Origin of the sequence: Chryseobacterium sp. (genome assembly GCF_022712095.1) — a bacterium.
Taxonomy (GTDB): domain Bacteria; phylum Bacteroidota; class Bacteroidia; order Flavobacteriales; family Weeksellaceae; genus Chryseobacterium.
The window spans coordinates 1-13,013 of record NZ_JALAHD010000110.1 but is presented as its reverse complement, the minus strand read 5'-3'; the positions used below and the strand labels follow the sequence as shown (position 1 = coordinate 13,013).

The 13,013-nt window shown below is 35.9% G+C and carries 9 protein-coding genes; 7 read left to right on the top strand and 2 right to left on the bottom strand.

Features of this window, described 5'->3' with window-relative positions; genetic code table 11:
• Positions 1-267: 267 nt before the first annotated feature.
• The 6 genes from Q0A18_RS05555 (at position 268) to Q0A18_RS05530 (ending at position 9,985) form a co-directional block, all read left to right on the top strand.
• Positions 268-2,409, top strand: a complete 2,142-nt coding sequence (locus Q0A18_RS05555; RefSeq protein WP_292009184.1) for a S8 family peptidase — start codon at positions 268-270, stop codon at positions 2,407-2,409.
• A gap of 445 nt (positions 2,410-2,854) precedes the next feature.
• Positions 2,855-4,990 carry a S8 family peptidase gene (locus tag Q0A18_RS05550; RefSeq protein WP_292009183.1) on the top strand — a complete coding sequence of 712 codons (2,136 nt, stop codon included), beginning with the start codon at positions 2,855-2,857 and terminating at the stop codon, positions 4,988-4,990.
• Positions 4,991-5,065: 75 nt separating this feature from the next.
• Entirely contained in the window at positions 5,066-7,138 is a 2,073-nt protein-coding gene (locus Q0A18_RS05545) for an alpha-ketoacid dehydrogenase subunit alpha/beta (RefSeq protein WP_292009182.1), read from the top strand.
• 324 nt (positions 7,139-7,462) lie between these two features.
• On the top strand, positions 7,463-8,275 hold the full coding sequence (locus Q0A18_RS05540; protein WP_292009181.1) for a M23 family metallopeptidase: 813 nt from the start codon (positions 7,463-7,465) through the stop codon (positions 8,273-8,275).
• Positions 8,276-8,289: 14 nt separating this feature from the next.
• Positions 8,290-8,709, top strand: coding sequence for a polymer-forming cytoskeletal protein (locus tag Q0A18_RS05535; RefSeq protein WP_292009180.1), 420 nt, complete (start codon positions 8,290-8,292; stop codon positions 8,707-8,709).
• Between the two features lie 250 nt (positions 8,710-8,959).
• Positions 8,960-9,985, top strand: a complete 1,026-nt coding sequence (locus Q0A18_RS05530) for a bestrophin family ion channel (RefSeq protein ID WP_292009179.1) — start codon at positions 8,960-8,962, stop codon at positions 9,983-9,985.
• Between the two features lies 1 nt (position 9,986).
• On the opposite strand, the gene Q0A18_RS05525 is transcribed toward Q0A18_RS05530, so the two are convergent.
• Entirely contained in the window at positions 9,987-10,448 is a 462-nt protein-coding gene (locus Q0A18_RS05525) for an Lrp/AsnC family transcriptional regulator (RefSeq protein ID WP_292009178.1), read from the bottom strand.
• A gap of 145 nt (positions 10,449-10,593) precedes the next feature.
• Here Q0A18_RS05525 and Q0A18_RS05520 point away from each other — a divergent pair, with 145 nt between their 5' ends.
• A complete protein-coding gene (locus Q0A18_RS05520; RefSeq protein ID WP_292009177.1) occupies positions 10,594-11,820 on the top strand; it encodes an aminotransferase class I/II-fold pyridoxal phosphate-dependent enzyme in 1,227 nt (408 codons plus the stop codon).
• 41 nt (positions 11,821-11,861) lie between these two features.
• On the opposite strand, the gene Q0A18_RS05515 is transcribed toward Q0A18_RS05520, so the two are convergent.
• On the bottom strand, positions 11,862-12,866 hold the full coding sequence (locus tag Q0A18_RS05515) for a glycosyltransferase (protein ID WP_292009176.1): 1,005 nt from the start codon (positions 12,864-12,866) through the stop codon (positions 11,862-11,864).
• Positions 12,867-13,013 lie beyond the last annotated feature (147 nt).

The window sequence follows — 13,013 nt, the reverse complement described above, 5'->3', positions numbered from 1 at the left end:
CATATTCATTAAAAAAAATACAATAACCAAGATAAATAATTAACCATATTTATAATATATTAATCATTCAACTATACAAAAATAGCCCACTCAATTACGGTATAAATATTTTAAAAATAAAATAAAACAAGTAAATAAATAAATCAATATATAAAAAAATAAACATATTATTAATATAATTGAATTTACAATAAACATAATTAGATATAAACAATATTTTTACATATATTTGTTTAATTACGTATTATTTATATTCCCTTATATGTTATGAAGAAACATCTACTTTTAATCAGTACTTTGGCAATTACTTTGATAAATGCTCAAAACAATGAAAATTTACACCGTGAATTCCAAAGACAAAATGAAGAAAACAACAAAAAATTTGAGACTTACATCAGCAAAACATTTGGAAACAACAGAAATGCTGAAACTCAGAAAAAAATTGAAGAATTGAGAACTAATCTGGCAGGATTCAGTGGTGATGTACCTAACTTCTACCAAACGAATGACCAAAACCAGATTTACAACAACAATGTTGATGCTTTAACTACAGCCGGCGGAGTTACCGGACTTTCTGCAGCGTTCAACGGAGAAGGAATCAAATATACAGTATTTGACGGAGGAAGAATATACGAAACTCATCCCGTATTTGATAACGCTACTAACAGAATTACAAACAAAGAAGCTGCCACCAATGCTTACAGCAGCCATGCAACAGGTGTTGCCAGCATTATTGGAGGAAGAGCACAAGGTCTTTCCCAGTCCGATTCTAACGGAAATGTTGTGGCAACTGGAAATACGAAAGGAATAGCCATCAATTCCACAATGGATTCTTACCGGTTCGCTACCACAACTTTACCAGGAAATACTGCTACAAGCACAGTTTTCAGTAAAATATTAATCGCCCAGCCTAAACTCTCCAACCATTCATACGGAACTAATCCAGGATGGAGCTACAACACGGTTGCTGACGGCTATCCTTATACAGGATGGTACTGGGGAGGAAATTATTATCCGGGAGCCACTGTTGCCGATGGAGAGATTTATGACCTCATGGGAACTTATTATACCAGTGATCAGAATTATGACCAGATTGTATATAATAACCCATCTTATATCATTGTAAAGTCAGCAGGTAATTATTATGGATACGGCCCGGGATATTCCGGAACCACCACCAACGCCTATTATTACGGATCTGCCGGATATACGGCTTTTCCAGCAGGCGCTACCCTTACAGCTAATTGCCAGTCCGGTGCTGACTGTATAGGATACGGATCTTTAGCAAAAAACATTATTGTTGTCGGAGCAACTGATATCATTGCAACCAATAACTACAGATATAACACTTCTGCGGATGTTGTAAGATCTGATTACAGTAACGCAGGACCAAGAGATGACGGAGGAATAAAACCCGATATTGCTGCTCCGGGAACTGATATCTGGATGGCATCTACAGCAGATACCACTACAGGAAGCGCAAGCTGGCAAATAGGCAGCGGAACCTCAATGTCCGCTCCTCAGGTAACAGGAATTATAGGGTTATGGTCACAAATTCATAAATCTTTATTCAGCGATCTGGATTTAAATGCTGCTTCAGCAAAAACATTAATGGTACATTCTGCTCTTGAGGCTGGACCTATAGGACCAGATCCACAGTTCGGATGGGGATATATCGATGCTAAAAGAGGAGCAGAAATTCTTGTAGGGAAATCAAATAATAGCATTATTTTTGATAATGAAACTTTAACAAACGGTGTAGTGAATGAAAGAACTGTTAAGGCTTCAGGATCCGAACCTCTCAAAGTAACTATCTCATGGACAGATCCGGAATATGTAGTTTCTTCCAACTATTGGTCTGATCTATACAATAACAGGGTTTCAAGATTAATAAACGATCTTGATGTAAGAATTATTGACACTACAACAAACACCACTTACTATCCTTGGAAACTTGATGCTAACAATCCTACTAACCCTGCTACAAAAGCAGACAATACAGTCGATAATGTAGAACAAATAGTATTTGACACCCCTGTGGCCGGAAGGGAATATAAAATTGTAGTTTCCAATAAAGGAACTTTAGTAAATAATGCAGGAACTTCCGCTACCCAAGATTACTCTATTATTATAACAGGATATTCTGAAGTACTGGGAACCAAAGAAGCGGCAGCCAGCACAAGCAACATCATCATAGCTCCTACCCTTACTAAAGATAATGTGAAAGTTCTTAAAGCACCCAAAAAATCTGTCTTCAATGTATATGACATGACCGGTAAGAGAATACAGGGAGGAACAATTAACGCAGATGAAGCTTCCGTAGACTTGTCTTCTTACTCAAACGGAGTTTATATCCTCGAAGTAAAAACAGAAAAAGAAACCATCTCTAAAAGAGTAATTAAAGAATAAGTATCTCTTTAAATATTATAATGGATAATACACCACCTCACGGTAGTGTATTATTTTTTTATATAATAGCCTTTATTTTTTCATCAATTTCTATATTACAAGGTAAAAAAATCACACTCAGCGCAAACGACAGGATACGTATTGGATACGGTTTAAGTTATCATTTAACGTATAGATTTTATTATAAATAACTAATAATCATACAATTAAATCAAACAACATATCAAATACTTCAAAATATCAATTGACTGCATCTAATAATTATCTATACATTTGTCTATATCAATAATTATTGATTTAATTACTTATTAGCGAAAACATATTATTTTTAATAACACATATATAATTATGTTATATTATTAATTTACATTCTATCAAATATCAGCATTCAATTACATTCCACAGGATAATATGTTTTTCGTCTAACAAACTAACCCAATTCAATATGAAAAGACAATTATTTCTAATCGGCGTATTAGCTATCAGTTTAGCAAACGCTCAGGACAATGAAGCTCTTAAAAGAGAGTTTGAAAAACAAAACAGAGAGAACAACGAAAAATTCGACTCTTATCTCGCAAAACGTCTCAGCGGCACTACTTCTAAGGATTCGGGGCTTCAAAACGAAATTATAGATAACAGAGAAAACTTAGCAGGATTCACGCCCGATGGAAAGCCTTATTACTACCAAGAACATGATATCAGGCAGGTATATAATTCCAACGCAGATGCCATTACCACTGCTGGAAATATTACAGGACTCAACAATGCCTATAATGGAGAAGGAATTAAATTCACTATATTTGATGGAGGCAGAGTATATGCAGCACATCCGGCCTTTGCTAATGCAGCCGGAAGAATTACCAACAAAGAAGCCAGCTCTCTTGCATATAGCGGACACTCTACAGGTGTAGCCGGATTTATTGGAAGCACAACAGTTAACATTACAGGAACCCTCAATGGAGTAGCTACTACAGCGAATATTCAAGGAATAGCTAAAAACTCTACGATAAATTCTTATTCTTTTTCGACTACAACCTTACCAGGAAATTCTTACACAAGCTCTGTATTTCAAAAGATTTTAACAGCACAACCTGCCATCTCCAATCATTCCTATGGTATAGCTTCCGGATGGACTACTACAAAATTATCATCAGGAGCTAGCATCTGGTTATGGACAGGAGGTTTTTCAAGCCCCAATACTGCATACGACCTCAGAGGAACCTATTTCACCAACGATCAGAACTATGATCAAATTGTTTATAACAACCCGTCTTATATCATTGTAAAATCTGCAGGGAATTCTTTTGGAGATGGTCCAACCGGTAATGAATCTGCGGCTTACACGAGCAGTAACGGAAATTTAACACTATTTTCCTCTACAGACACCAAACCTCCCGTTGACTGTGCACAAGGATATGACTGTATCGGAATAGGCTCCTTAGCTAAAAATATCATTGTTGTAGGTGCTTCCGATGTTATTACCAACAATAATTACAGATACACTTCTTCCAGCGATGCCGTCCATTCTTTCTATAGCAGTGCTGGTCCAAGAGACGACGGAGGAATAAAACCGGATATTACCACTACAGGGACCAATGTATTTTATGCCTCAAGCGCCGAAAACACTACAGGCAGTAGCACCTATGCTTATGGTAACGGAACTTCCTTTTCAGCCCCAGTTGTAACAGGAATTATCGGATTATGGACACAGATATATAAAGATTTATTTTCTAATCAAACACTGAATGCCGCCAGCGCAAAAACCCTAACTATTCATTCTGCGCTCGAAGCCGGAAATGTAGGTCCTGATCCATTATTCGGATGGGGATTGATCAATGCTAAAAGAGGTGCTGAAATATTAGTAGGTAAAGCGAATAATACTGTTATATTCGACACCGAAACATTAACCAGTGGTACTCCTAATGAAAAAATAGTAAAAGCTTCAGGATCTGAGCCTCTTAAAGTTACGATTTCATGGACGGACCCTGAATACAAACTACCAGCTAATATGACTTGGATACAGGCCTATAACAACAGAACTTCAAGATTAGTCAATGACCTGGATCTAAGAATTATCGACACCACAACCAATACGACATATTACCCGTGGAAACTTAATGCGACAAACCCTTTGACACCAGCAACAAAAGCTGATAACACTGTAGATAACGTAGAACAGGTTGTAATTAATACCCCTGTCGCAGGAAGAGAATACAGAGTTGTTATTTCAAATAAAGGAACACTGGTAAACAATGCAGGAAGTTCTGCCCCTCAAAACTATTCCATCATTGTAACCGGCCAGTCTCAGACCTTGGGAACTACAAGCAAAATGGATAACGAAGCCAGTATTCTGGACAACTTAGCAATAGTACCTACTATTACTAAAGATTTTGTTAAAGTGCTGAGAGCCCCTCAAAACTCAACTTTCAGTATTTATGATCTATCAGGTAAAAAATTACAAAGTGGAAAGCTTGATACCAGTGAGACATCTTTAAACCTGTCATCTTACACTCAAGGTATATATATTGTTGAAATAAAAACAGGTAATGAAACAATAACAAGAAAAGTAATTAAAGAATAATTAACATAATCAGTAATTTACTGCAAAATACTAACGATTGTTAGTATTTTGTTTTTTTATGTATATTTGCTATCTATGGAAAATACACTTCACGAAAAAGTTTCTCAGGATATTTTACTAAAGGCCTATAACCATATGATGCTTGCCAAAGCAATGGCTGATATATATGAAGAGAACAGGAATACCTGTAAATATGTTCATAGCACCTCAAGGGGACACGAAGCCATTCAACTGGCCACCGCATATCAATTAAAGAAAGAAGACTGGGTTTCCCCTTATTACAGGGATGAAAGCTTACTTCTTGGAATAGGCTTTGAGCCTTATCAGCTTATGCTACAATTATTAGCAAAAGCTGATGATCCTTTTTCAGGAGGCAGGTCTTATTATTCACATCCTTCCAGCCGTGATGAAAGCAAACCTAAAATCATTCATCAGAGTTCCGCAACAGGAATGCAAACCATTCCCACAACCGGAGTAGCTCAGGGAATCAAATATATTCAGGAGTTTAAACTACAGAATTTTGAAAACAATCCTGTAGTAGTATGTAGTTTAGGAGACAATTCCGTTACTGAAGGAGAAGTGAGTGAAGCACTTCAATTTGCAGCATTACATCAGCTTCCTATTATTTTTCTGGTTCAGGATAATGAATGGGGAATTTCAGTGACTAAGGAAGAAGCAAGAACCTGTGACGCCTATGATTTTGTAGCCGGATTTTCAGGATTAAGCAGAATGAGGGTTGACGGAACCGATTTTGCAGAAAGCTTTGAGGTTATGAAAAAAGCCGTAGACTTTGTAAGGTCGGAAAGAAAACCATTAGTGGTTTGTGCTAAAACCGTATTAATCGGTCACCATACTTCCGGTGTAAGAAGAGAATTCTACAGAGACGAGGAAGATTTAACAAAACACAGGGAAAAAGACCCGGGAGAAATTCTTAGAAAGCAACTATTAAACAGTGGTACCAGTCAGGAAGAATTAGCTCAAATTACTAAGAAAACCCGTCTGGAAGCAGAACAGGCTTTTGAAAAAGCTAAAAATGCAGAAGATCCAAACCCGGAAACTGTCAGCCAACATATCTTTGCCCCGACACCTATTACTGAGGAAGTAGGGATCCGTGAGCCTGAAAACGGAGAAAAGATTGTCATGGTAGATGCCGCTATCCACGCAATTCAGGAACTGATGTGGAAGCATCCGGAAGCCCTGCTCTATGGACAGGATGTCGGAGAAAGAATCGGAGGTGTTTTTCGAGAAACTGTAACATTGGGTAAAAAGTTCGGAAACAAGAGAGTCTTCAATACTGCCATACAGGAAGCTTATATTATAGGGTCTACTGCAGGAATGAGTGCTGTAGGATTAAAGCCTATTGTTGAAGTCCAGTTTGCAGATTACATATATCCGGGAATTAACCAGTTAATTACGGAAATTTCAAAATCAAATTATCTGAGTAACGGAAAATTTCCTGTAAGCAATATTATACGTGTACCAATCGGTGCTTACGGAGGAGGTGGACCTTACCACAGCGGCAGTGTAGAAAGTATATTAGCTAATATTAAAGGAATCAAAATAGCTTATCCAAGTAATGCAGCCGATTTTAAAGGATTATTAAAAGCCGCTTATTATGATCCCAACCCTATTATTATGCTGGAGCATAAAGGCCTTTACTGGAGTAAAGTTCCGGGAACTGAAGATGCTAAAACCATTGAACCTGATGCAGACTATATGTTACCGTTCGGAAAAGGCAGAGTAATTATTGAAGCGGATCAGAACGAAACATCAAAGGGCCGCAGCCTAGTAATTGTCACTTACGGAATGGGAGTATACTGGGCAAAAGAAGCAGCTAAAAACTTTCAGGGAAATGTTGAAGTAATTGATTTAAGAACTTTAATTCCTTTGGATGAGGAGCTTGTTTTTGAAAGTGTTAAAAAACATGGAAAATGTATTGTTTTAACAGAGGAACAACTGAATAATTCTTTTGCTGAAGCATTTGCCCACCGAATTTCTAAAAACTGTTTCCGCTATCTGGACGCACCCGTAGAAGCAATGGGTTCTTTAGATCTTCCTGCCGTTCCTATCAATATGGCTCTGGAAAAGGAAATGCTTCCTAATTCGGAAAAGCTGATCCAAAAGATTGAAAAAATGCTGAAACATTAAAATCCATATACATAAAAACTCCCTCTGAAATATTTCAGAGGGATCTCTGTTTAATTTTCAACCCATAGTTTATTTACAATTAATTTATTTCACATCAGAAAGTTAAAATTTATATATTTTACCAAAATACAACCATATTAATAAATAATACTCCAAATAACCATTTAACTTAATGATTATTAGCGGGTTGTAAAGTTTCATATTTTAACATATTTTAAGACAAAACAAACGTTTGTTAACAACATTTTAAGAGCTGCTTTTAGCATATATTACTTCAAGTCTATAGTTTTGTCCTGCCGTTTAATCAGGTCTAAAATTAATAATATGCTGAGTCATAAAACATCTGTTCATTTCGTGAATGCGGAGGGACATGGAAACAGAATGCTGCTGGTTCCGACTTTTGTCTTATTATACTGGAAAAAATTTCTTCTTGTCATTGGTTCTGTTATGACAATACTTCTGGCTGTTATCGGAATATTTATTTATCAGAAAACCAGTGAGCATTACAAACAGGAGCTTGACAGAGCTAATTACGTTAGAAAACAGGTAGATTTGCAGAGATTAAAGCAATCTTTCGAATCTATCGATAAAAGCATCACTCATATTAATAAATTCTTGGCGGAAAGAGGTTTGCAAGGTCTTAAAATGAAAAAAACTGACCAAAGTAAGCTGGAAATACAGGATGTTAATAAAATAACTTCTGTATACGAAAAGAATATCCAGAAACTTGAAGCTAATATCGTCAATATTCCCCTAGGTAAACCTTACGACGGTAAAATAACTTCTCATTTCGGTACCCGAGCCAATCCCTTTACAGGTCATGGCTCCGAAGGACACTCAGGAACAGATTTCCGTGGAAAGATGGGAGATCCTGTGATTTCAACCGCAGAAGGAAAAGTAAGTTTTGCCGGTCAAAAAGGAGGTTATGGAAACTGTATCATCATTGATCATGGATTCAATTTACAAACTTTATATGGACACCTCTCAAAAATTAATGTGAAAGCCGGGGATAGTATAAAAGGAGAAAAAACCATTGGTGCTATTGGAAGCACCGGAAGAAGTACCGGTCCGCATCTTCATTATGAAATCCATTTTAAAGGCGAAAGAATAAACCCTGAGCTGTATTTTAACTTTTAAATATATATGTAAAAATGTTTAGTAACAAAAAAGAGAATAAGATCTTAAACACCAGCAGCAAAGCAACAAATGAGGCTATTACTTCAATTGTAGGAGAAGATATGCATATAACAGGTGATATAGTATCTAATACCAGTGTAAGAATTGACGGAAAAATATCCGGAAATGTAAAAGCAGACAAGCTGATTATCATTGGAAACAAAGCTCAGATAAAAGGAGATCTTAACAGTAAAAAAGTTATTGTTTTTGGTCATGTACAGGGGAATCTGAATGCAGAAGAGATTCAACTGAAAGCATCAGGAGTCATTAACGGTGATATTTCCGTGAATGCAGTGGAAATCGAAATCGGAGGAAGATATAATGGTAAACTGATGATGAATGGAGAACAGAGACAGATCAACGAAAAAAATAGTATAAAACAAGCTGCCAATTAAGCATCTCTATTTTTTGAAGATTTCTTTTTTTCAAAGCTGAAGATCAAAATAATTAATCACAGCTTATTTCAAGATTTTCAGTTGTTTATAAATAACTAAGACATTCATTTACATTATATTTATGTTGTAAAAACAGTCTTTTCTTCTATTGCCTGAACGCTATGTGCTTTTCTTTTTATTAATTTTGTCTTTAATCCGATCAGGTTGGTATCCATTTTGTTAAAACTCTCGAGAAAACACATACATTCCTATGATCACTACAAAGTACATCAATTATAAACAAATACTTAATCTTGCAGGTTCTCACCTGATATGGCTTACCATATGGTGTACAGTAGTAGCTGCAGCATATTATTTCTTTCACTGGCAATGGATGACTATTCCATGGCTTCCACTGGCCCTGATTGGTACTGCCGAAGCCTTCTATGTAGGTTTTAAAAACAACCAGGCCTATGACAGATTATGGGAAGCAAGAAAAATCTGGGGAGGTATTGTGAATTCCAGCCGCGCTTTCACCTCTATGCTTTATGCTTTTGACACAGAAAACGGAAATCATACAGACCTGGAAAAAAGAAGAAAAAAAATTACTTATCGTCACATTGCCTGGCTTTATACTTTTCGTGAACAGCTTTTAGTTCCCACAGAATGGGAGCATATTAGCCTGAAAAAGCACTTTGGATCTATTAACGTAAAACGAAACAGGCTTATCAAAGCAGGATTCCCAGATTATGGAAGGACATCTATCTTCTTACATAAATACCTTTCCGAAGAAGAGCTTCAACTGCAATCAGAATATAAAAACTTTGCTACTTATCTGATTTCAAAACAGGCCAAAGAAATCAATGAGTTAAAAAATAACCATATAATTTCAGACTTTAATCAGATGCAGCTACAGGAAGCTCTTAATCTCTTCTACGATTACCAAGGACAGGCTGAAAGGATTAAAAAGTTTCCTTCACCAAGACAGTTTGCCAGTACAGCCTTCGTATTTAATATTATTTTCATTGCTCTTTTACCTTTAGGATTAGTCAATGAATTTGCCAGATTAGGTACCTGGGGAATCTGGACATGCATACCTTTCTGTGTAATCATAGGCTGGATCTATATCGTTATGGAACTGGTAGGTGACTATTCTGAAAATCCTTTTGCCGGACTTATGTTTGACGTTCCTATGCTTTCAATCTGCAGAACTATAGAAATTGATTTGCTTCAAATGACCGGACAAAAAGAAGATCTTCCCGAACCTATTACTTCTAAAAATGGAGTGCTCATTTAAATTATTCCATAACGATAGCCGTTGTATTTTTCACCTCAGAGATTATAAAAGAACTGTGGGTGCTGGTAATATGCTGTAGAGTCGTAAGCTTAGATAGCATAAAGTTCCGATAATCCTCAATATCCCGAACACAGATTTTAAGAATATAATCATAATCACCGCTTATATGAAAGCATTCAGTCACTTCCGGGAGTGTCATAACTTCTTTTTCAAACTGAAGAATATATTCTTTTTTATGCTGGATTAATTTCACATGGCATAATACCACAAAATTTCTATCTACTTTACATTTGTCCAGGATAGCAACATATTTTAAAACCACTTTTGCATTTTCAAGCTTTTTGATTCGCTCATATACAGCTGTAACTGACAAACCGAGCTTATAAGACAATTCTTTGGTAGTTTGCTTGGCATCTTCCTGTAAAAATTGAAGCAACTTTCTGTCGATTTCATCAAAGTCCATAGATTATTTTTTGGTGAAAATATAAATTAATCAAATATAATAAACATTTATTCCAAAAAAATTAATTTATATAGATTTATATTCTTATATTCAAAATAATCATTGCAATTATTCCAAAATAAATTCATTTTTAAGCAAAAAAACTATGGAATACTTTAATGCAGCCAATGAGATACAGGATTTACAATATTTCGGAGAATTCGGAGGAGTTAATCCATCCATTTCCGATAGCTCCACATATACTTTTCTGTCTGCAAAGACCATGTTTGATACTTTTGAAGGAAATGCAGACGGATGCTATCTGTATTCCAGACATTCCTCACCAATGAACCTTTATCTGGCACAGGCTCTTGCCAAAATGGAAAATACAGAAGCTGCCAACGTTACCGCTTCCGGAATGGGGGCTATTACTTCTGTTCTTCTACAGATCTGCAAAAGTGGCGACCATATTATTTCCAGCCGGACAATCTACGGAGGAACTTATGCTTTCTTAAAAAACTTTTCACCTCAGTTCAATATATCTACTACTTTTGCAGATATCAGCAATTTTGAATCTATAGAAAATGCTATAACTCCCAATACCAAAGTTATTTATTGTGAAAGTGTCAGCAATCCCCTTCTTGAGGTAGCAGATCTCAAAAAGCTTTCCGAAATATGTAAAAAGCATCATTTAAAGCTTATTGTAGATAATACATTTGCACCTCTATCTATTTCCCCTACTCTTTTAGGAGCTGATATCGTTATTCATAGTTTAACCAAATTCATTAACGGAAGCAGCGATACAGTAGGCGGGGTTTATTGCGGTTCTCAGGAATTCATTAATGATACAAAAAATGTTAATACAGGTGCATGTATGCTTCTGGGCCCCACTATGGACAGTTTCCGTTCAGCAAGTATTCTTAAAAATATGAGAACCCTTCATGTTAGAATAAAACAGCACAGCCATAACGCCATGTATCTTGCCGAAAGGTTTGAAAAAGACGGTTTAAAAGTCGTTTATCCCGGTCTGAGATCTCATAGAAATCATGAACTGATGAGGAATATGATCCACGAAGAATATGGATTCGGAGGTCTGCTGACACTGGATGTAGGATCTGTAGATAAAGCCAATGAGCTTATGGAACTCATGCAGCATGAAAACCTTGGTTATTTAGCTGTAAGTCTTGGATTTTACAAAACATTATTTTCCTGCTCAGGAAGTTCAACTTCTTCTGAAATACCGGAAGAAGAACGTACAGAAATAGGGATTTCAGATGGTTTAATCAGATTCTCAATAGGACTGGATCACGACATTGAACGAACTTACAGAAAAATGAAAGAATGCATGAAGAAAACCGGTGTACTAAATTCAGAAAACATATCCATATTCTAAATTATCAAATAAGTGCTGCTAAAATTGGCAGCATTTATTTTTTACTGTTTATAAAAATGGTCTGGAAAAGCATCTTCGGGCTTCATCATAAAAATATTGAGTAATATCCAGGATTTTAGAAATCCATATCCATAAGAAAACATTTGTATATAAGTGGAAATTACTGCCATTCCGGCAATACTGATATTTTTAGTTACCCACAAAGCATGAAGCAGCACCAGAAAAGTATACAATCCATAAAATGCCAGTATAATTCCTTTTCCTAAAATAAAATATTCAAGGAATCCCATAATATAACCCAGCAAAAAAAGGGTTGGAAAAGCAAAAGAGATTTTCACATAAGCCGGATGTCTCTGATTCAGTATAGGCCTAGCACATCCAAACTGAAATACCTGTTTTGAAAACTTTCCAAAGTCTACCCTTCGTTTGTGATACACAGCTATATCATCAAAGAAAGCAGTACTAAAACCTTTTTCCCAAAGAGTCATTGACAAATCCGGATCCTCTCCTATTCTCATTTCCGAAAACCCTCCAACCTGTTCAAAAACTTCTTTTTTTACTCCCATATTAAAACTTCTGGGCTGGAACTTGGATACGGCTTTTTTATTTCCTCTGATTCCTCCCGTTGTAAAAACAGAAGTCATGGAATAAGAGATTGCTTTTTGCATCAGGTTAAAACCTTTATGTGCCTTATCCGCTCCACCAAAAGCATCACATGGAATTTCAAGGATGTCTTTTTTACTATTTTCAATATAATCTTTCTCAACAATCACATCACTGTCCACAAAAACCAGCCATTCATTTTCTGCTCTTCTGGCACCGTAGTTTCTGGTTAATCCGGGACCGGAATTATCTTTTCTGAAATATTTTATATTCAATGCATTTTCAAAATGATGAATGATAGGCTTCAGATCAATCATTGAACCATCATCTACAATAATGATCTCAAAATCCTTATCGGTTTGAAGCGTCAGTGAAGTTAAAAGTTCAAAAAGCTCATCTTTCCGGTTAAAAATGGCTACGACGATGGAAATTGTTGGTTTCAAATTGAAAATTTTTCAAAATTAATTATTCACAGAAAAATCCGCAAACAGTTTTACATTTAAATATTGTTCTTTTTTTAACAGAATTCTTTTTTAAGATCTCAATTAATATGAAATTTCAGATCCCAAATAAATCCATAGTATTAGATT